This window comes from Methylobacterium oryzisoli, from assembly GCF_046557895.1.
Taxonomy (GTDB): Bacteria; Pseudomonadota; Alphaproteobacteria; order Rhizobiales; family Beijerinckiaceae; genus Methylobacterium; species Methylobacterium oryzisoli.
On the sequence record NZ_JBKIBX010000020.1, the window covers coordinates 80,725 to 100,478 of the forward strand.

Here is a 19,754-nt window from a genome sequence, read left to right on the forward strand (position 1 = left end):
ACGAGGGGAGCGATCGCCGCTCTGTCCTGGCTGACCTAACGGTGGCTTGTGAAGGGTCAGCCGTGCCCCACCTGAAGCAGACCGAGACGTTCCGCCGGTGGGAGCGACGGCTGGCCGACACCAGAGCCAAGGCCCACATCGCAGCTCGCCTGCTGCGATTGGTGAACGGCTTGGCGGGTGACGCAGCGCCCGTCGGCCAGGGCGTTCACGAGCTGCGCATTCACTACGGCCCAGGCTATCGGGTCTACTTTCAATGGCGCGGATCGGATATCGTCGTCCTCCTTTGTGGCGGCGACAAATCGAGCCAGGATCGGGATATCCGGACAGCCCTGCGGCTTGCCGCCGAATGGAATGACGACGATGGCTGAACGGCTCGCGGATCTCGATCTGGCAGATATGCTGCAATCGGACGAGGCGATCGCCGTGTTCCTCACCGATGCCTTCGACACGGGAGACGCCCGCCACATCTCTACCGCTCTCGGCATCGCTGCGCGGGCCGCTGGCCTGGATCACGTGGCCAGCGGGATGGGCGTCTCCCTGGAGGATGTCCGTCGCTCCCTGGACGGAAATAGCAACCCGACCCTCGAAACGACGCTTGCGATCATGAAGGCGCTCGGCGTCGGTATGGCAGCGGTCCCGCTGCGCTCCGCTTCTTGAGCCGGGGCCTTCGCGTGTCGGCGCTCGCGGCCCTGCGGGACGTGCGCGGCAAGCTCGCCTACCTGCGCGCGCAGGGCGGGGCGGCCGGGGTCGCCGCCAAGCTCGCGGCGGTCGCCTACGACCGCAGCCTGCGCCTCCTGCTGCCGCGCGCCGAGCCGGTGCTCTACGCCGGCCTGCCCACCGGCCTGCACCGGGCCTGGGGCGACCGCTGGCTGCCGGCCGCGCTGGTGCGCCAGGACATCCCGGATTTCGAGCACGGCCTCGTGACGGCGCTGCGCGCGGCGGTGCGGCCGGGCGATGCCGTGACGGTGATCGGCACCGGCAACGGCATCACCACGGCGGTCGCGGCGCTCGCCGCGGGCGAGTCCGGGTCCGTGACCTGCTACGAGGGCGATCCGGGCGGGATCGCCGCCACCGCCCGCACGCTCGCGGCGAACGGCGTCGCGGCCCGGGTGCGCCTGCACCACGCGGTGGTGGGCGCGCCGATCCGCGTCTACGGCGCCGCCCCGTCCCGCACCGTCGTGCCCCCCGAGGATCTCCCGCCCGCCGACGTGCTCGAACTCGACTGCGAGGGGGCGGAGGTGCCGATCCTCGACCGGATGACGATCCGCCCCCGGGTGGTCGCGGTCGAGACGCACGGCTGCTACGGGGCGCCGAGCGGGCGCGTCCGCGAGCTCTTGGAGCGGCGCGGCTACGCGGTCTCGGATCTCGGCGTCGCCGAGCCGCGCCTGGAGGCCCTGTGCCGCGAGGGGGACATCCGCGTGCTGGTGGGCGTGCGGCCCGACGCCTGAGCCCGCCGTTTACAGGGACGGCCCGGGAGGCTATCAAGCCCGCCCACCTCTCCAACGACCGTCACACCTGATGCGCGCCGAGATCGAGCAACTCTCGGATGCCGCCAAGCAGTCGATCGGACTGCTGAGGAGGCATCTTTGACTGGGATACCGCGGACAAGCGCCTGGCCGAGCTGAACGCTGCCTCCGAGGACCCGAACCTCTGGAACGACCCGGAGGCGGCCCAGAAGGTCATGCGCGAGCGCAACGACCTCGACGAGGCGATCGCGGCGATCCGGCGCCTGGAGCAGGGGCTGGAGGACGGCGCCACCCTGATCGAACTCGGCGAGATGGAGGGCGACGCGGCCAGCATCCGCGAGGGCGAGGAGCAGATCCGCGCCGTGCAGGCCGAGGCCGCGCGGCGCCAGATCGAGACCCTGCTGGCGGGCGAGGCGGACGGCAACGACACCTACCTGGAGGTCCATGCCGGCGCGGGCGGCACCGAGAGCCAGGACTGGGCCAACATGCTCCAGCGCATGTACGCGCGCTGGGCCGAGCGGCGGAAGTACAAGGTCGACATCGTCGAATGGTCGGACGGCGAGGAGGCCGGCATCAAGGGCGCCACGCTCCTGATCAAGGGCCACAACGCCTACGGCTGGCTCAAGACCGAGTCGGGCGTGCACCGGCTGGTGCGCATCTCGCCCTACGATTCCAATGCGCGGCGCCACACCAGCTTCGCGAGCGTCTGGGTCTACCCGGTCATCGACGACCGCATCACCATCGAGGTGAAGGAGTCGGACTGCCGCATCGACACCTACCGCTCCTCGGGCGCGGGCGGCCAGCACGTGAACACCACCGATTCGGCGGTGCGCATCACCCACCTCCCCACCGGGATCGTGGTGGCCTGCCAGCAGGAGCGCTCGCAGCACAAGAACCGGGCCACCGCCTGGAACATGCTGCGCGCCCGGCTCTACGAGCTGGAGCTGAAGAAGCGGGAGGAGAAGGCCAACGCGGAGGCCGCCTCGAAGACCGAGATCGGCTGGGGCCACCAGATCCGCTCCTACGTGCTGCAGCCCTATCAGCTCGTGAAGGACCTGCGCACCGGCGCCCAGTCGACCAGCCCCGACGACGTGCTCGACGGCGACCTCGACCCGTTCATTGAGGCCTCGCTCGCCCAGCGCGTCTACGGCGGGGCCGAGGCGGTCGAAGACCTCGACTGAGACCGTCTCCGCTTTCAGCAAACGGCGTCGGCATCGGTCATCGCTTCGTGAACAGAACGATGGCCGCGAACGCCTTCCGATCCGACATCGTGGCGCGGCGAAGCGCGTCGATGGCGCTCTCGGCAAGGGAGATCGCCGCCTGGGCATCCTGCAGACTGACTCGGTGGAAGAAGTCGTAGTCGGCATCGTGCCGCTGTTGCTGGAGCGGCACGAACGCGCGGCCGACATCGACGAGATCCTGGGGGAAGCCGTGAGCCAGGAGCTTGCCGCAGGCCCTCTTCGCGGCCCCATGGTCGAGCGCGCGAAACGTCTGGAGCCACGCGCGCCTGGGCACGTTCGGCCCCGTTCCGATCAGGCGGTCGGCGCACTCGCCCGCGATGGCGTGGAACAGGGCATAGTACGATGTGCTGACGGACCGTTTGAGATCGGATTGTCTCGGCTTGCCGCGCGGCGCGGTCGCCAGCCTCCGGGCTGTCCGCAACAGGTCCTTGTTCATCGGGTGGCCTGCTACGCGTCTGAGCCGCCCGGCAGGTAGGAGACGTAGGCGAACCGGCTCTCGCCAGTGGCCGACAACGCGGCGTTGAGCCTCAACACCATGCGGGCCGCCGCCTTCGGATCGAACCCGGTATCCGCATCGTCGTACGCGATCCGAACCATGATCGCATCGTCCCCGTCGTGGTCCTCGTCGACCCTGACGTCGATCGCAGTGTCGCGCGCGCCCGGAAGCTCGCGCATCACGAGATCCCGGATCAGGGCGGTCGTTTCGGGCGCAAGGACGGTCATGGTCATGACCGCATCGTACACCGGCCGGAAGGAAGGGGCCAACGACCGCGCGCCGGTCCTCCCCGGCTCAGCGCGCCGCCAGCAGCCGCGCGCTCGCGCGCAGGAAGCGCTGCGGGTCGACCGGCTCGCCGTCGATGCGGGTCTCGTAGTGCAGGTGCGGGGCGGTGGAGCGGCCGGTGGAGCCGACGCGGCCCACCATCTGGCCCGGCGCCACGGACTGGCCCGGCGCGACGCCGATCGCCGAGAGATGAGCGTAGCGGGTGACGATGCCGTGGCCGTGGTCGATCTCGACCATGTTGCCGTAGCCGCCGGAATACTCCGCCGCCGTCACCGTGCCGGCCGCCGCGGCGCGGGCGGGGGCGCCGGCCTCCGCGCGCAGGTCGATGCCGGTGTGGAGGGCGAGGCCCCGGGTGAAGGGATCGACCCGGTAGCCGTAATGGCTCGACAGGCCGCCGTCGAAGGCGAGCGGGCGCTGCAGCGGCAGGCCCTTGATGATCCGCCGCAACTGGTCGCGCTCGCCGAGGCTGCGCTGGGCCAGCGTCACGGCGGCCTCGAAGGGGCCGGCGCCCACCGGCACGAGCGGGCCGCCGAGGCCGCCGCCGCGCGCCGGCGCGAAGCGGCCCGGATCGAGGCCGACCTCGGCCACCACCCGGCGCAGGCGCGTCGCCTCGACCTGGCTGCGCTGCAGGATGCGGTCGAGGGTCAGGCTCTGCTGCGCGGCGATCCCGTCGAGGGCCGTCTCCAGGCCGGCGACCCGGCTCACGGCCCCGAGGGACACCGGGGCCGGCGCCGCCTCGGTGCGCAGGCCCAGCGCCTCGGGGTTCGGCAGCGGGACTGGCACGGGCTTCTGCGGGGCGCCGCGGGCCGGCAGGGCGCCGGTGACTGCAGGCGCGTCGGGCGTCTCGCCCGCCTGCTCGGCGAGCCCGGTCAGCATCGCCTGCCGGTTCTCCAGCGAGACCTGGCGGCTGGTGAGTTCGGCGATGCGGGTCTCGACCCCGTCCTGTTCCAGGAGTTTCTGGGTCGCGACCCGGTCGAGGCGGGCGCGCAGCGCGCTCACCCGCTCCTCGTAGGCGTAGTGCAGGCCGCGCTCGCGGGCGGCGATCCGCGCCAGCGCCTCGTCGCGGAAGACGAGCGCCCAGGTGGCGGCGCTCGCCCAGAGGGCGAGGACGAGGGCGGCGAGGCCGGCCGCCGCCAGGGTCCGGCGGCGGACCACGTAGACGATCGGATCGGCAGGAGAGCGGGGGGGCGTACCGGGAAGGGAGGAGGGCTGTGGCATCGGGCCGTTCCGGGGATGGTCCGGAGACTGGCCGGTTAAGGTTAAGGAACTCCCAAACTCAGGGGCAGCATCAGTCCAACCCGCGGACCGGCAGGTCTGTCCGCCGCCGCGGGCCGGCCTATCCGCAACGTCCTCCCGAATGCCCTGCAGAAGAACAGCCGCGCTCGAACCCGGCGCCCGTCCGGCGCTCCGCTGCGGGAAGGCCGCGCCGCCGGGCTCTCTCCGCCTGCCTGGCTGCCGCGCCCGCGATCCTGTAGGGCTTCGCCGCCATGCCCGACCTGCCCCACCTCGCCCTCTATGTCGCCGCGGCCCTCGTGCTCGCCGTCACGCCCGGCCCGGGCCTGTTCTACGTCGCGGCGCGCACGCTGGCGGGCGGGCCGAAGGCGTGGCCTCCAGCCTCGGCACCGGCCTGGGCGGCTTGGCCCACGTCCTGGCGGGCAGCCTGGGCGTCTCGGCCCTCGTGCTCGCCAGCGCCGAACTCTTCACCGCGCTGAAGCTGATCGGGGCTACCTACCTGGTCTGGATCGGCCTTCGCACGCTCCGCGCGGCCCGCCGGGACGCGCAGGCCGGACCGGCCGGCGGCACGGCGGTGATCGGGGCGCGGCGGGCCTTCCGCGAAGGTGTCCTGGTCGAGGCCCTGAACCCGAAGACCGCGGCCTTCTTCCTGGCCTTCGTGCCGCAATTCGTGGATCCGGCCGCCGGCAGCGTCGCCCTGCAATTCGTGGTGCTCGGCTCCGTGTCGGTCGGGCTCAACACCCTCGCGGATCTCGGGGTCGCCGTCGCGGCGGGCGGCATCCGGTCGGGCGCGGCCGCGAGGCCCGCGCTGATCCGCCGCCTGCGGGAAGGCTCGGGTGCCGCGATGATCGCGCTCGGCCTCGGCCTGACCCTGGCGCGGCGCCCCGCGCCTTAGCGCGCCGGAGCGGACTCCGGCTCGGCGCAAGAGAGCGAGAATCGACAAGGGCTTGGACCAGCGCCCGACCGCGCTGCCACGGTCCACGACGGTTGAACACGGCCATGCCGTCATGCGGCGACCATCACGCCCGGATCGAGGATGGTCCACGAGAAGCGGTCGCGCGGCAGCGTCTCGGCGAAGCGCTTCAGGCGCGACTTGGCGAACAGGCGGGTGATGAAGGCGAGGTGCTCCGTCATGCCGAACGAAGCGCAGGGATCCCCTCTCCCGCACGGGAGAGGGGATCTCGCGCTCGTCCATCGACGGGATCGCCGCGACGATGGCTTCTGCGATGCGTCCCCAGGGCGCCGCGTCACAGCGCGCGGGCGGCCGCCAGGACCTCGTCCGCATGGCCGGGGACCTTCACCTTCGGCCAGATCCGCGCCACGGTGCCGTCGCGGTCGATCAGTACGGTGGTGCGCTCGACGCCCATGTACTTGCGGCCGTACATGCTCTTCTCGGCCCAGACGCCGTAGGCATCGAGCATCGCCTTCGTCTCGTCGGAGACGAGGGGGAAGCCGAGCCCGTACTTGGCGCTGAATTTCTCGTGGCTCCTCATCGAGTCGGGCGACACGCCGATCACCGCCGTGTCGGCGGCCGCGAAGGCCTCCGCGAGGGCGTTGAAGGCCTGGGCCTCCAGCGTGCAGCCGCTCGTGTCGTCCTTGGGGTAGAAGTACAGCACCGCCTTGCGGCCCTTGAGCCCCGCGAGGCTGACGGTGCCGCCCGTCGCGGGCAGGGTGAAATCCGGGGCGGAATCGCCGGGGTTCAGGGGCATCGTGCCTTCCTTTCGGCCGATTGATGGTGTGCCTCATGGGAACGAAGCCCGCAACGGCGCGCGACGGCGGACGACAACCGCCGCGGCGCCGGAGCGGGGCGGCTTGCGGGGCGGCTTGGGGCATGCGGGCGCGGCGTTAACCTTCGGTAACCGGACTCGACCGACGCTGCCGGCATCACGGCAGGCGTCCCGCAACGACGGCAGGCATGGATCAGGCTCATCCGACCCCCTCAGCATCGCCCGGCACGGCCTGCCCGCCGGGCCGTCCGTCGGTGCTGCGGCGATGCGTCAGGGGCGTGCTCGTCCTCAAGCTCGCGGCGGCGCTGCTGGTCGGCCTCGGCGCCGGGCTCGCCTACCTGCGCCTCGCCAGCGGGCCGATGGGGGTCGCGTGGCTGGAGCCGCGCCTGACCGGCGCCATCGCGGCGCGGCTGGGGCCGGGCTGGCAGGTCACTCTGCGCGACAGCGCCATCGAGATCGACCGCGACGGGGCGCTCGCGCTGCGCACCACCGGGCTCGACATCCGCAACCCCGAGGGCGCCCTCGTGGTGCGCGCGCCGCTCGCCCTCGTCAGCATCGACCTGCCGGCGCTGCTCACCCTGACGGTGCAGCCGCGCTCGGTGGAGTTCCGCGACCTGCAATTGCGGGCGGTGGTGCACCGGGACGGCTCGATCGCGGCCTCCGCCGACCCGACCGAGGCGAGTCCGCGCACGCCGCCCGCGGTGGACGCGGCCCGCGGCACCGTCTCGCCCATCTCGGCCACGGTCGCGTCGATCTTCAGCCTCGTGCTCGATTCCGCGGGCGTGTTCGGCACCCTCGACCGCGCCCGCCTGACCAACGCCCGCCTCACCCTCACGGACGATGCCGGCGTCGACCGCGCGGTCTTTCCGCGGGTCGACGGCCTGTTCACCCGCGACGCCCTGCGCGAGGCGCGGGTGTTCGAGATGCGCATCCTCGGGCCGCACGGGGAGTGGCGCTTCGGCGGCGACGTGGAGCAGGCCGCCGGCGGCCTGCGCCGGGGCGTCCTGACCCTCGACGACCTGCCGGTCTCCGACCTCCTGCTCCTCTCCGGCCAGTCGCGGCTGCCGCTCACCACCGACCTCAAGCTGTCCGGCCGCGCCACCGTCTCGATGCACGGCGCCCGGCTCGACGCGATGACGCTCGCGCTCCGGTCGAGCGAGGGCAGCCTCCTGATCGAGGAGAAGGACTTCAACNCGGCTGCCGCTCACCACCGACCTCAAGCTGTCCGGCCGCGCCACCGTCTCGATGCACGGCGCCCGGCTCGACGCGATGACGCTCGCGCTCCGGTCGAGCGAGGGCAGCCTCCTGATCGAGGAGAAGGACTTCAACCCGGTCACCATCGAGACCGTCTCGGTGGATGCGAGCTGGGACGAGACCCGCCGCGCCCTCAAGCTCGACGCCGTCGATTACCGGGGCGGGGGCAACGCCGTGCGGCTGGCGGGCGAGTGGGCGGCGGGTCCCGGCGCCGACCCGGCCTGGACCGCGACCCTCACCGGCCGCGACGCGGTGCTCCGGGGGGCCACCCCCGCCGACCCGCCGGTCCGGATCGACAGCATCGCGGCCCATCTCTCGGGCCGGGACGACGGCGTCTCCATCGACGCCTTCACGCTCTCCGGCCCCACCGCGAGCGGCAGCGTCTCGGGCACCTTCGGCACGCGCCAGGACGAGGGCGGCCTGACGCTGCGCATCCAGGCCGAGCGGGCGGACGGGCGCAGCGCCCTGCGGCTGTGGCCCGAGAACATCGCGCCGCCGATCCGCACCTACCTCGTCGACAACCTGCGGGCCGGCCGGCTGGACAACCTCGACATCGCGGTCGACATGACGATGGCGGAGTTCGCGGCGGCCACCCGCGGCGACCCGATGCCGGACGGCGCCGTGCGCATCGCCTTCGCGATCGCCGACGGCGGTCTGGTGATCTCGCCCGACGCGCCACCGCTCTCGCGCGGGCGCGTCTCGGGCCTCGTGACCGGGCGCAACACCACGATCCGGGGCGCCACCGCCGAGATCCGGATGCCGGACGGGCGCGTGCTCGGCCTGCAGGACGGCTCCTTCGTCATCAAGGACGCGGTGCCCCACGACGTCACCGCCCAGATCGGCTTCCGCCTCGTCGGCGGCACCGACGCGGTCGCCTCGCTGCTCCAGGCCAAGCTGTTCCGCGGCCTGAGCAGCACCGAGATCGACCCGGCGGGCGTGAAGGGGCAGGCGGACCTGCGGGTCGACTTTCCCCTGAACCTCGACCGCGTGCCCGACATCGCCGACCTGCCGGTGACGGCGAGCGGCAGCTTCACCGACGTCACGGTGGACAAGCTCGTCGGCAAGGACCGGCTGGAGAACGGCCGCTTCGCCATCGCGTACGACCGCAGCGGCTTCAACCTCAAGGGCGAGGCGAAGCTCGCGGGCGCGCCGATGAGCGTCGACCTGCACCAGCCCAAGGCCGGCGCCCCCGGCGAGGCGCTGGTCACGCTGACCCTCGACGACGCGGCGCGGGCGCGGCGGGGCCTGCCGGCCGCGCCCGCGCTCGCCGGCCCGGTGCCGGCCCGCTTCGTCGTGCCGATCGGCCGGCCGGGCCGCACCACCGCCCGGGTCGAGGCCGACCTCTCGCGGGCTTCCATCGACGGCCTGCTGCCGGGCTGGACCAAGGCGGCCGGCAAGCCCGGACGACTGACCTTCGCGCTCACCGAGACGGCCACCGGGATGGACCTGCGCGACATCGTGCTCGAATCCGGCACCGTCCAGGCCCGCGGCAGCGCGATCGTGAGCCAGGAGGGCACGCTCGACCGGGCGGAGTTCACCAGCCTGAAGCTCTCCCCCGGCGACGACGTGCGGGGCCTCGTGGAGCGCAGCGGCGGCACCTACAAGGTCAATCTCAAGGGCGGCGTGGCGGATGCGCGCCCCTTCCTCAAGGCGCTCACCGGGCCGGCCAGGAAGGGCGGCAAGGACGGGCAAGGGAAAGAGGGTCCTGGCAAGGAGGTCGAGGCGGACCTGAGCTTCGCGATCCTCACCGGCTTCAACGAGGAGGCGCTGACCAACGCCTCCCTGCGCCTGTCGCTGCGCGGCGACGACCTGCGGCAGGGCCGGATCCAGGGCCGCCTGAAGGGCGCCGCCGTGACCGTCGAGGTGGCCCGCGGCGAGCGCGGCGCGCCGCCGGTGCTCTCGGCGGAATCGAGCGACGCGGGGGCGGTGCTGCGCTTCCTCGACATCTACCGGCGCATGCATGGCGGGCGCCTGCAATTGCAGACCACCATGAACGACGGGCCGCAGAGCGGAGCGGTGCAGATCCGCTCCTTCGTGCTGCGCGACGAGCCGGCGCTCGGGCGCATCATGGCGCAGGGCGATCCCGGGGGCGACGACCACCTGAACCAGGGCGGGCGGCGGGAGGTCAACGACGTCGGCTTCGACCGCCTCTCCGCCGATTTCGTGCGCACCGGCACCCGGGTCGACGTCTCGGAGGCCGCGATCTCCGGCCCTGCGATGGGCTTCACCCTGCGGGGCTGGCTCGATACCGGGCGCAACCGCACCGACATTGCCGGCACCTTCGTGCCGCTCTACGGGCTCAACAACGTCGTCTCCCACGTGCCGATCTTCGGGCCGCTCCTCGGCGGCGGCTCCAACGAGGGCCTGTTCGGCATCAACTTCCAGGTCTCCGGGACGATGAGCGCGCCGAACGTCAGCGTGAACCCGCTCTCGGCCATCGCGCCCGGCTTCCTGCGCAAGCTGTTCGGCGCCGGGGGGCCGCCCCAGGCGGCGCGCCCCGAGCGGTAGCGGCAGGGCGGGCGGCCCAGCCGAACCCGCCATGCCGGACAACGGACCGGCCCCTGCCGCCGGCTCGCCCGTGATCCTCGCGCCTCAGCGCCGTCCTCGCCGCCTCTGCGATCCTCTTTGCAATGCGCGCCAGGGCATTCCAAATTCGGCCCTAACATTTGTTAGACCGATGACTGGGCTTTGCTTCCGACGATTGCACCTTGGCCTTTGATTGACACCGCCTTCCGCAGAGATTAGCGTGACGGTGCTTGCAGTGCGCAATCCTCTCCGATGGAGGTGTGCTTGCAGAATCGTGCGTCTCGCCGATATCGGGGGAGGGGGTCTCGGGCCGCGCTGACGGCCGGTCTCCTCGCCGCATCCGCCGCGGGCTGCGACGCGCCGGCTCCCCTCACGCCGCCGCCGCCCCGCGTGCTCGCCGCCGCGCCCCTGGTCGCGCCGCTCCAAGAAAACATCCTGCTCACCGGCCAGACCGCCGCCGCCGCCACGGTCGACCTCGTCGCCCGCGTGCCGGGCTTCCTGCGCGAGGTGGGCTTCACCGACGGCGCCGACGTGCCCAAGGGGCAAGTGCTGTTCCGGATCGAGGACGAGCCCTACGTCGCGCAGGTCGACCTGGCGCAGGCGACCCTCGACCAGCAGCAGGCCGCCCTCAAGAGCGCCGAGGCCGAATTCTCGCGCCAGGACGCGCTGCGCAAGCAGTACGTGGCGACGCAGACGAGCCTGGACACAGCGCTCGCCGCGCGGGACACCGGGCGCGGCGCGGTGGCGGCCGCCCAGGCGAACCTGAAGACCGCGCAGATCAACCTCTCCTACACGCGGGTGGAGGCGCCCTTCGCGGGCCGGATGGGCCGGCGCCTCGTCGATGCGGGCAACCTCGTGGGGGCGGGCCAGCCCACCAAGCTCGGCACGCTGTCGCAGATCGACCAGCTCTACGCCACCGTCAGCATCAACGAGCGCGACCTGCGCCGCCTCCAGGCGGCCCTGCGCGAGAGTGGGCTCACCCGCGAGGCGCTGCGCCGCGTCCCGGTCCAGGCCGGCCTCTCCGACGAGCCCGACCTGCCGCATCGCGGCCACCTCGACTTCGTGGATGCCGGGCTCGACAGCGCCACCGGCACGCTCCAGGCCCGGGCCATCCTCGACAATCCCGGCCGGCGGCTCGCCCCGGGGCTGTTCGTGCGACTGCGCATCCCCCTCGGCCCCCCGAAGCCCGCGCAGTGGGTGCCCGCCGCCGCGCTCGGCGCCGACCAGGCCGGCCCGACCCTGCTCGTGGTGGACGAGGGCGGCACCGTGGCGCTGCGGCGCGTCACCCTGGGGCCGGCGCGCGGCGGCCTGCAGGTGATCGCGGCCGGCCTCCAGCCGAACGACCGGGTCGTGACGGACGGCGTGCAGTTCGCCGTTCCGGGCCGGACCGTCGCGGTGTCGCCGGGCGCGATCCCGGCGCCGGCCGGCGCGATCCCGGCGCCAGCCGGCGCGATCCCGGCGCCGGCCGCCGCCGCCCGCGCCGAGTGAGGCGACCATGCGCGTCGCCACCTTCGTCGAGCGCCCGGTCCTCGCCAACGTGCTGGCGGTGCTCGTCTGCGTGATCGGCCTCGTGGCGATCCTCTTCCTGCCCGTCGCCCAGTACCCGCCGATCACGCCGCCCACCGTGCAGGTCACCGCGCGCTTTCCCGGCGCGGACGCCCGGACGGTGGTCGAGACCATGGCCCTGCCGATCGAGCAGCAGGTCAACGGCGTCGAGAACATGCTCTACATGCAGTCGACCTCGGCCAACGACGGCACCTACGCGCTCGTCGTCACCTTCGCGGTGGGCACCGACCTCGACCAGGCGCAGGTCCAGGTCCAGAACCGGCTCTCGGCCGCGATGGCGGTGCTGCCCCAGGCGGTGCAGGCGCAGGGCGTGACGAGCAAGAAGAAGAGCACGGCGATCCTGCAGATCGTCACGCTCACCTCGCCGGACCGCTCGCGCGACGGGCTCTTCCTCAGCAACTACGCGGCGATCAGCCTGAAGGACACGCTCGCCCGCATCCCGGGCGTCGCCGACGCCTCGGTGTTCGGCATCGGCCAGTACGGGATGCGGATCTGGCTCGACGCCGACGCCCTGCGGGCGCGCGGGCTGATGCCGGGCGACGTGGTGAGCGCGGTCCAGCAGCAGAGCCAGGCGGTGGCGGCGGGCCAGGTCGGCGCCCCGCCGGTTCCGACGAATCAGGCCTTCCAGATCACCCTCGACCTCAAGGGCCGCTTCGCGGACGCCGCCGAGTTCGAGGAGATCGCGGTCAAGACCGAGCCCGGCGGCGGCATCACCCGCATCCGCGACGTGGGGCGGGTCGAACTCGGCGCGCAGGCCTACAGCCAGTTCCTGACCCTCGACGGCGCCCCGGCGGCCGGCATCGCGATCTTCCAGCTTCCCGAGGCCAACGCGCTCGCGGTGGCCGCGGCGGTGCGCGCCGCGATGGCGCGCCTCTCGGCCGACTTCCCCGAGGGCGTGACGGCCAGCATCCCGTTCGACACCACCCGCTTCGTCCAGGCCTCGATCCGGGAGGTCTGGATCACGCTGGCCGAGGCGGCCGTGCTCGTCCTCCTCGTCATCCTGGTCTTCCTCGGGGATTGGCGCGCCACCCTGGTGCCGGCCACCACCGTGCCGGTCACCATCATCGGCGCCTTCGCGGGCCTCGCGCTGCTGGGCTTCAGCATCAACCTCCTCACCCTGTTCGGGCTGGTGCTCGCCATCGGCATCGTGGTCGACGACGCGATCATGGTGGTGGAGGCCTCGGACCACCACGTCGAGGCGGGTCTGTCCCCGCGGGAGGCGGCCGTCACGGCGATGGGCGAGCTGATGATGCCGATCCTGGCCATCACGCTGGTGCTGCTCTGCGTCTTCCTGCCGGCCTCGCTCCTGCCGGGCATCGTCGGCCAGCTCTATCGGCAATTCGCCCTGGTGATCGCCGCGACCGCGCTCCTCAGCGCGCTCAACGCGGTGACGCTGAAGCCCACGCAGTGCGCGCGCTGGCTGCGGCCCAGGACCACGGCGCCGGGCCGCGTCGAGGCTGCCTTCCGGCGCCGCTTCGAGGCCGTCTACGGCCGGCTGGAATCGGCCTATCTCGGGGTGACCGCCCGGCTGGTGCGGCACGCCGGAGCCGCCGCGGCGGCGGCGCTCGCGCTCGTGGCGGCGGGGACCTACGGCCTCGCGCGCCTGCCCACCGCCTTCATCCCCACCGAGGACCAGGGTTACCTGATGGTGGCGGTCCAGCTCCCCGACGGCGCCTCGCTGGAGCGCACCGCCCGGGCCATGGACCGGCTGACCGTGGCCGCCAAGGCGGTGCCGGGCGTCGACCGGGTGGTGTCGATCGGCGGCGTCTCGCTCCTCGACAACAACGCCTCGCTCGCCAATGCGGGCGTCGCCTACGTGATCCTGAAGGACTGGAGCGAGCGGGGGGCGGGGGAGGACCTGCGCACCCTCTACGCCGGGCTCCAGGCCCGCCTCTCCGCTCTGCCGGAGGCGCGCTCCACCGTGGTGCCGCCCCCGCCGATCCAGGGCCTGGGCCTCACGGGCGGCTTCCAGATGCAGGTGCAGCTCACGGGCGGCAGCTTCGACTACGCGGCGCTGCAACGGGCCGCCGACGCGCTGGTGGCGGCGGGCGCCGCCCAGCCCGGCCTCGTGCGGGTGACGACGCCGTTCCGGGCCGGGGCGCCGCATCTGCGGGTCGATCTCGACCGGCGCAAAGCCGAGACGCTCGGCGTCAATCCCGGCGACGCGCTCCAGACCATCCAGACCTATGTCGGCTCGACCTATGCGGGCCAGATCACCCGCTTCGGCCACACCTTCCCGATCTTCGTGCAGGCCGACGCGCCGTTCCGGCTCACGCCCGAGACCATCGAGACCCTGACCGTGCGCAACGCGAGCGGCGGCGCGGTGCCGGTGGGCGTGCTCGCCACGCTCACGCCCGCCCTCGGCCCGGCGCTCGTGCCCCTGTTCAACCTCGCGCCCTCGGCGGCGATCAACGGCGCGGCGGCGCCCGGCACCAGCTCCGGCGAGGCCCTGGCCTTGATGGCGGATCTCGCCAAGTCCACCCTGCCGCCGGGCACCCGCTTCGACTGGTCGGGCATCGCCTACCAGGAGGCGCAGCTCGGGAACCAGGCCTACTGGGTGTTCGGCCTCGCGCTCCTCCTCGTCTACCTCGTGCTGGCGGGCCAGTACGAGAGCTGGACGGCGCCGCTCGCGGTGATCCTGGCGGTGCCGCTCGCGCTCCTCGGCACCGTGGCGGCGCTGACGCTCGCGGGGGCCGCCAACAACATCTACACGCAGATCGGCCTCGTGCTGCTGATCGCGCTCGCGGCCAAGAACGCCATCCTGGTGGTCGCCTTCGCGCGCGACCTGCGGCTCGTGCGCGGCCTGCCCATCGAGGAGGCGGCACTCGCGGCGGCGCGGCTGCGCCTGCGGCCGATCCTGATGACCTCGCTCGCCTTCATCCTGGGCGTCCTGCCCCTCGTCTTCGCCACCGGGGCGGGGGCGGCGGCCCGGCGCTCCATCGGCATCACGGTGTGCAGCGGCATGCTGGCCTCGACCTTCGTGGCGGTGCTGTTCGTGCCGCCGTTCTTCGTGGTGCTCCAGCGCCGCGCCGAGCGCGCCGCGCGCGGCAAGACCCCGGCGCTGCCGGCGGAAGGCTGACCGCGTCGGCGCAGACCGGCGCGCAACGAACAGAGAGGCGCCGCCATGATCGTTCGCGCTTGGACCCCACGCGCTTGGCCGTTCCGGCCGCATCGCGCCGCGCCGCGCTTCCGGCCGGGCTCCTGGCCGCGCTACTGGCCGCGCTCCTGCCGCGCGGCGCGCGCCTGCCTCGCCGGCCTGCTGCTGCTGGGCGGTCCCGCCGCCGCGCAGACCGCCGCCCTCGAACCGGAGGCGCTGGCGCTCCTGAAGGGCGCCGGCGCGGCGCTCGCCGGAGCCAGGACCATGAGCTTCACGGCAACCGCGCTGCACGACGTGCCGAACGCGGAGGGCCAGTCGATCCTCTACACGGTGCAGAGCCGCGTCAGCCTGCGCCGCCCGGACCGGCTGCGGGTCGAGACGACGGGCGACGGGCCGCCGAGCGAGTTCGTCAGCGACGGGCGCACCATGACGCTCTACCGGCCGCGCGCCCGCACGGTGGCGACCGCGCCGGCGCCGGCCAGCCTCGAAGCGGTGCTCAAGGCCGAGGCGGCCGTCGCCGGGCAGAGCCTCGCCTTCGCCGACATGCTGCTCGCCCAGACCGAGGGCACCTTCACCCAGGGCCTGACCCGAGCCTTCGTGGTCGGCCGCTCGACGCTGGTCGGCGGCGTCGAGACCGCCATCGTCGCCTTCGCGGCCCCGGACGCGCAGGGGCAGATCTGGATCGGCGCGCAGGACCGGCTGCCGCGCCAGCTCTGGGTCACCGAGACCGCGGCGCCAGGCCGGCCCCGCAGCGGGGTGAGCTTCGGCGAGTGGCGCCTCGACGCCCCGCTCGACGACAGCGCCTTCACGGCGGCCGACGCGGCGGGCGCCGCGCCGGTGCCCTTCACCCAACCTGATCTCTGAAACGGGGAGGACGCGATGATGCGGATCAGTGCGGGCCTGCTGGCGGCCGCGATCGGAATCGGGACGGCGGCGCCCGCCGAGGCGTTCTGGGTGGCGCGCGGCTGGCGCGGCGTGACGGTGGGGGGCTTCCGCGCCCCGCTCGCAGCCCGCGAGGCAATCCTGGCGCGCTGCTGGCGCTGCGCCCCGGTGGCCGCCGCGGCGGCGGGCGCCGCGATCGCGGGCGGGGCGGCCGCGGTGACGGCCCACGCCGCCGTGACGACCGGCCCCGCCGCGGACTCCGCGGCTCCCGCGGCCAGCGCGGCGGCCAAGCCCGCGGAGGGCGCGCCCGCGGCGGCCAAGCCCGCGGAGGGCGCGCCCGCGGCGGCCAAGCCCGCGGAGGGCGCGCCCGCGGCGGCCAAGCCCGCGGAGGGCGCGCCCGCGGCGGCCAAGCCCGCGGAGGGCGCGCCCGCGGCGGCCAAGCCCGCCGCGGGATCAGCGACGGCGGCCACCTCCGGAGGAGGCGCCTCCGCCGGAACCACGTCCGGAGGAAGCACGCAGGTCGCCCAGGCGAACAGCGCCTCGACGCACTGCGCCGCCGGCCTGCCGGCGGACTCGAAGATGATCTACGACGCGGCGATCCGGAATATGAAGAGCCTGGAGACGCTGCGCGACACGGTCGTGGCGGAGACCCGTTCGCTGGTCGAGGCCGGCCGCATCCCCGAGGCGGAGGCGCGGCCCGCCGCCGAGAAGGCCGGCACCTGCCTGCGCCTCCTCGCTCACCCGTGACCGAACCCGCGCGAAGGGAGACGACCCATGAAGTACGTCCTGATCCTGCTCGGCCTCGCCGCCGGCCTCGTCACGCTCACCCCGAGCCCCGCGGATGCCGTGGTCTGCGCCCGGGGCGTCTACCGGGCCGGCTGCGTCGGACCGGGCGGCTCCGTCGCGGTGCGCCGAGGCGTCTACGGGCCGCGGCGCGTGGTGGTGCGGCGCGGAGGCTATTACGGGCCGCGGCGCACCACGGTCTACCGCCGCTGGTGAGGCGCGCACCGCGGCACCGTCCGTGATCCTGCGGGCGGCGGCGGGCGTCCTCGCGCTCGCCGGCCTCGCCGCGGCGGCGGTCTACGCCGGGCTGACCCACGCGGAGCTGCGCGTCACCACCGGCCCGCCCGGCAGCGCGATCCAGCGCCTCGTCTCCGCCTTCGCGCAGGCGAACGCCCGGCTGCATCCGCGCGTGCGCGTCGTGCCCGTCGAGGAGGCCGGCCTCCAGGCGAGCGCGACGGCGCTGGAGGAGGGGCGGGTCGACCTCGCGGTGATCCGCAGCGACCTGCCGCCGCCGCCGAACGGCATGACCGTGGCGATCCTGCGCCGGGACGTGGTCGCCCTGGTGCTGCCGCCCCACAGCCCCGTCACCGCACTCGGCCACCTCGCCGGGCGGCGCGTGGCGATCCCCGCCGGACCGGTCCAGGCGGACGATGCCCGCATCCTCGACGCGCTTCTCGCCTACGTGGGCGTGCCGGCGGACCGGGTGGAGCGGATCTTCGCCGAGCCCGACGCCCTCGCGGCGGCCGTGCGGGAGCAGAGGGTGGCGGCGGTGTTCGCGGTCGGGCCGGTGGGGCCGGGCGCGGCGGTGGAGGCGGTGGCCGCCGTGGCGCGGGCGACGCGGGGCACCCCGACCCTGCTCGCCCTGTCCGAGGCGGAGGCGATCCACCGGCGCCATCCGGGGCTGGAGCCGATCGAGGTGCCGGTCGGCGCCTTCCGGGGCCGGCCCGCGGTGCCGGCCGAGAGCGTCGACAGCCTCGCGGTCACCTACCGCCTCGTCGCCGCGCGCGCGATGCTCGACATCGTGGCGGCGGCGGTCGCCCGGTCGGTCTTCACGGCCCGGACCCTGCTCACCGCCTCGACTCCCTTCGCCGGCCAGATCGAGGCGCCCGACCTCGACGACCGGAACCCGCTGCTGCCGGTCCATCCGGGCGTGGCGACCTACCTCACCAACGGCGACCAGAGCTTCTTCGACACCTCGCAGAACTACCTCTATCTCGGCGGCATCGTGCTCAGCCTCGTCGGCTCGGGGCTGGCGCTCGCGGTGAGCCACGGACACCGGCGCCGCGCCGCGCGCGAGCGGATCCTCGTCCGGCAGCTGATCGCGATCGCGGACGCGGCCGACACGGCCGATGCACCCGCGCTCGACGGCCTGGCGCGCGACCTGCGCGGGCTCGTCGGCGCGGCGCTGGCGAAGGAGGCGCGCGCCGGCAGCGGCTCCCCGCTCCTCGGCCAAGCGATTCTCGGCCAGGCGATCGACCACGCCCGCGCGGCGATCCGCGAGCGGCGCGAGGCGCTGGGGCGGCTCTAAGTCCTTTTTTTGCACCGAATCGGCCTCCACTTCGGCGGAGAGCGCTGGGGGGATCTGTGGCATGGCGAAGCTCGTCTTCGGAATGAACCAGTCGTTGGACGGCTACGTCGACCATCTGGCGTTCGGACCAAGCCCCACGCTCTTCCGCCACTTCATTGAGGAGGCCCGGGGGCAGGCGGGCAGCGTGTACGGCCGCCAGATGTATGAGATCATGCGCTACTGGGACGACGATCATCCTGAATGGGGTGCGGCGGAGCGCGCCTTCGGGGCGGCGTGGCGAAACCAGCCCAAATGGGTCGTCTCGCGTTCATTGAAGTCGATCGGCCCGAACGCCAGGCTTATTGAGGATGACCTTGAGGGCACAATCCGCGAACTGAAGGCCGGGGGTGACGGCGAGATCGAAGTCGCCGGTCCGACCTTAGCGCAAAGCCTTACCGAGCTTGGTCTGATCGATGAATATCGAATTTACCTCCACCCGGTCGTGCTTGGTCGCGGCACGCCATACTTCGCCGGGCCTCGACCGCGGCTCCGCCTCATGGCTCACGATCGGATCGACGAGGATGTGATCCGGTTGACCTACGTTCCCGTTTGATGCTGCGGCACGCGCTCGCGGCTGCAGCGATGAGTCGAGAGCAGACGTTGCATCGCCCGCCATCACAGCGTCTTCTCGCGGCATGGCCGATGATCTTTCCTGCAGGAGGGCGAGGAAGGTGGAGCACCGGATTTTCAGCACGAGTTTCGGCAGCGTATATCCGCACTACGTCGCCAAAGCGGAAAGGAAGGGCCACACGAAGGCAGACGTGGACCGGATCATATTCTGGCTGACGGGCTACGATCAGGACTCGCTTCGAAGCCAAATCGAACAGAAGGTCGATTTCAGGTCTTTCTTCGAACATGCCCCTCGCTTGAACCCGTCGCGCTCACTCATTACGGGCTCGATCTGCGGCGTCCGCGTGGAGGAGATCCAAGAGCCACTGATGCGAGAGATCCGCTACCTCGACAAGCTCGTTGACGAGCTTGCCCGCGGCCGGGCGATGCCGAAGATCTTGCGTGGCTCGTAGCGCTGCGCATGCCCGCGGATGTCGACCGAGTGGTCGGTCCCCGTGCAACCAAGACGGAGCAGCGGAATGGCTACTTAGGGTGGGAAGTGGAACGACTCCCTTCCGAAAACCACTCCCTCGGCAATCGCTGTTCTTGAGAATCGACTCTTGCCGGTGATTTTCAACACACCATAAGGAATATTTTTCGAATGACGAAGGATAGCCATGACGCCTATATAGCCGCCGCACCTGAGCAGTTTCGCGCGGTGTTGGGTCGACTGCGCGCACAGCTATCGCGGGCTCTTCCAGACGCCCAAGAGGTCATGAAGTACGACCTGCCTGGATTTCAGATCGAAGAAACAATCGTCGCAGGCTATGCCGCCTTCAGCAAACAATGCGGCCTCTATGTTGATCCAGGCGCCATTGCCGCCCATGCGGATGAGATTGCGTCTTTGAAACTCAAGGCAACCAAGACTGGCGTCACGTTCTCGGCGAGCAAGCCCATCACTGATGAACTCGTCGAGAAACTGGCGGTCAGCTCTCGCAGCAAGAAGGGGTTTTAGAGCGTTTTCGGTTTGGGCTGAGTCGGTGCGGGGTTTTCGGGTCTGCTGCGGTGTGATTCCCTGATCG

General features: G+C 72.6%; 19 protein-coding genes and 2 pseudogenes. 16 read left to right on the top strand and 5 right to left on the bottom strand.

Annotated features, from left to right (window positions below; all coding sequences use genetic code 11):
* Positions 1 to 62: 62 nt before the first annotated feature.
* From ACKUB9_RS19520 to prfB, 4 genes are all read left to right on the top strand, one after another.
* Positions 63 to 368, top strand: a complete 306-nt coding sequence (locus ACKUB9_RS19520) for a type II toxin-antitoxin system RelE/ParE family toxin (RefSeq protein WP_407525630.1) — start codon at positions 63 to 65, stop codon at positions 366 to 368.
* Positions 361 to 657, top strand: coding sequence for an addiction module antidote protein (locus ACKUB9_RS19525; protein WP_407525627.1), 297 nt, complete (start codon positions 361 to 363; stop codon positions 655 to 657). The genes ACKUB9_RS19520 and ACKUB9_RS19525 overlap by 8 nt, the downstream gene beginning before the upstream one ends.
* A 14-nt stretch (positions 658 to 671) precedes the next feature.
* Positions 672 to 1,448, top strand: a complete 777-nt coding sequence (locus tag ACKUB9_RS19530) for an SAM-dependent methyltransferase (protein WP_407525625.1) — start codon at positions 672 to 674, stop codon at positions 1,446 to 1,448.
* A gap of 70 nt (positions 1,449 to 1,518) precedes the next feature.
* Positions 1,519 to 2,647, top strand: a protein-coding gene (prfB, locus tag ACKUB9_RS19535; RefSeq protein WP_407525622.1) for a peptide chain release factor 2 whose coding sequence is annotated in 2 segments (ribosomal slippage) — positions 1,519 to 1,587 and positions 1,589 to 2,647 — 1,128 coding nt in all. Because the reading frame shifts where the segments join, the coding sequence is not laid out codon by codon here.
* A 37-nt stretch (positions 2,648 to 2,684) separates the two neighbouring features.
* Here the strand turns inward: prfB and ACKUB9_RS19540 are convergent.
* From ACKUB9_RS19540 to ACKUB9_RS19550, 3 genes are all read right to left on the bottom strand, one after another.
* Positions 2,685 to 3,143, bottom strand: coding sequence for a hypothetical protein (locus tag ACKUB9_RS19540; protein ID WP_407525620.1), 459 nt, complete (start codon positions 3,141 to 3,143; stop codon positions 2,685 to 2,687).
* An 11-nt stretch (positions 3,144 to 3,154) separates the two neighbouring features.
* Positions 3,155 to 3,436 carry a hypothetical protein gene (locus ACKUB9_RS19545; protein WP_407525618.1) on the bottom strand — a complete coding sequence of 94 codons (282 nt, stop codon included), beginning with the start codon at positions 3,434 to 3,436 and terminating at the stop codon, positions 3,155 to 3,157.
* A 61-nt stretch (positions 3,437 to 3,497) separates the two neighbouring features.
* Positions 3,498 to 4,706 carry a peptidoglycan DD-metalloendopeptidase family protein gene (locus ACKUB9_RS19550; RefSeq protein WP_407525615.1) on the bottom strand — a complete coding sequence of 403 codons (1,209 nt, stop codon included), beginning with the start codon at positions 4,704 to 4,706 and terminating at the stop codon, positions 3,498 to 3,500.
* A 269-nt stretch (positions 4,707 to 4,975) separates the two neighbouring features.
* Here ACKUB9_RS19550 and ACKUB9_RS19555 point away from each other — a divergent pair.
* A pseudogene (locus ACKUB9_RS19555) lies at positions 4,976 to 5,616 on the top strand (LysE family translocator).
* Between the two features lie 110 nt (positions 5,617 to 5,726).
* Here ACKUB9_RS19555 and ACKUB9_RS19560 read toward each other — a convergent pair.
* Both ACKUB9_RS19560 and ACKUB9_RS19565 read right to left on the bottom strand, forming a co-directional pair.
* On the bottom strand, positions 5,727 to 5,855 hold the full coding sequence (locus tag ACKUB9_RS19560) for a hypothetical protein (RefSeq protein ID WP_407525612.1): 129 nt from the start codon (positions 5,853 to 5,855) through the stop codon (positions 5,727 to 5,729).
* A gap of 113 nt (positions 5,856 to 5,968) precedes the next feature.
* Positions 5,969 to 6,430: a peroxiredoxin gene (locus ACKUB9_RS19565; RefSeq protein ID WP_407525609.1), complete on the bottom strand. Its 462-nt coding sequence runs from the start codon at positions 6,428 to 6,430 to the stop codon at positions 5,969 to 5,971.
* A gap of 206 nt (positions 6,431 to 6,636) precedes the next feature.
* Here ACKUB9_RS19565 and ACKUB9_RS19570 point away from each other — a divergent pair.
* From ACKUB9_RS19570 to ACKUB9_RS19620, 11 genes and pseudogenes are all read left to right on the top strand, one after another.
* Positions 6,637 to 7,584, top strand: a pseudogene (locus tag ACKUB9_RS19570) (hypothetical protein); the annotation flags it as partial.
* A 133-nt stretch (positions 7,585 to 7,717) separates the two neighbouring features.
* Positions 7,718 to 10,210 (top strand): YhdP family protein, encoded by a 2,493-nt coding sequence (locus ACKUB9_RS19575; RefSeq protein WP_410825872.1) that lies wholly within the window; start codon positions 7,718 to 7,720, stop codon positions 10,208 to 10,210.
* A gap of 408 nt (positions 10,211 to 10,618) precedes the next feature.
* The gene (locus ACKUB9_RS19580; RefSeq protein WP_407525603.1) at positions 10,619 to 11,716 is read left to right on the top strand and encodes an efflux RND transporter periplasmic adaptor subunit; all 1,098 of its coding nucleotides are present in this window, start codon (positions 10,619 to 10,621) and stop codon (positions 11,714 to 11,716) included.
* Positions 11,717 to 11,723: 7 nt separating this feature from the next.
* Positions 11,724 to 14,873: an efflux RND transporter permease subunit gene (locus ACKUB9_RS19585; RefSeq protein ID WP_407525600.1), complete on the top strand. Its 3,150-nt coding sequence runs from the start codon at positions 11,724 to 11,726 to the stop codon at positions 14,871 to 14,873.
* Positions 14,874 to 14,918: 45 nt separating this feature from the next.
* Positions 14,919 to 15,755: a DUF2092 domain-containing protein gene (locus tag ACKUB9_RS19590; protein WP_407525598.1), complete on the top strand. Its 837-nt coding sequence runs from the start codon at positions 14,919 to 14,921 to the stop codon at positions 15,753 to 15,755.
* Positions 15,756 to 15,770: 15 nt separating this feature from the next.
* A complete protein-coding gene (locus ACKUB9_RS19595) occupies positions 15,771 to 16,520 on the top strand; it encodes a hypothetical protein (protein WP_410825874.1) in 750 nt (249 codons plus the stop codon).
* Between the two features lie 27 nt (positions 16,521 to 16,547).
* Entirely contained in the window at positions 16,548 to 16,772 is a 225-nt protein-coding gene (locus ACKUB9_RS19600; RefSeq protein WP_407525593.1) for a hypothetical protein, read from the top strand.
* Positions 16,773 to 16,794: 22 nt separating this feature from the next.
* Positions 16,795 to 18,084 (top strand): type 2 periplasmic-binding domain-containing protein, encoded by a 1,290-nt coding sequence (locus ACKUB9_RS19605; RefSeq protein WP_407525590.1) that lies wholly within the window; start codon positions 16,795 to 16,797, stop codon positions 18,082 to 18,084.
* Between the two features lie 61 nt (positions 18,085 to 18,145).
* Positions 18,146 to 18,676, top strand: coding sequence for a dihydrofolate reductase family protein (locus ACKUB9_RS19610; protein ID WP_407525587.1), 531 nt, complete (start codon positions 18,146 to 18,148; stop codon positions 18,674 to 18,676).
* Between the two features lie 82 nt (positions 18,677 to 18,758).
* Complete coding sequence (locus ACKUB9_RS19615) at positions 18,759 to 19,145, top strand: DUF2200 domain-containing protein (RefSeq protein ID WP_407525584.1); 387 nt, start codon at positions 18,759 to 18,761, stop codon at positions 19,143 to 19,145.
* 188 nt (positions 19,146 to 19,333) lie between these two features.
* Positions 19,334 to 19,687 carry an iron chaperone gene (locus ACKUB9_RS19620; RefSeq protein WP_407525581.1) on the top strand — a complete coding sequence of 118 codons (354 nt, stop codon included), beginning with the start codon at positions 19,334 to 19,336 and terminating at the stop codon, positions 19,685 to 19,687.
* The last annotated feature ends 67 nt before the right edge of the window (positions 19,688 to 19,754 follow it).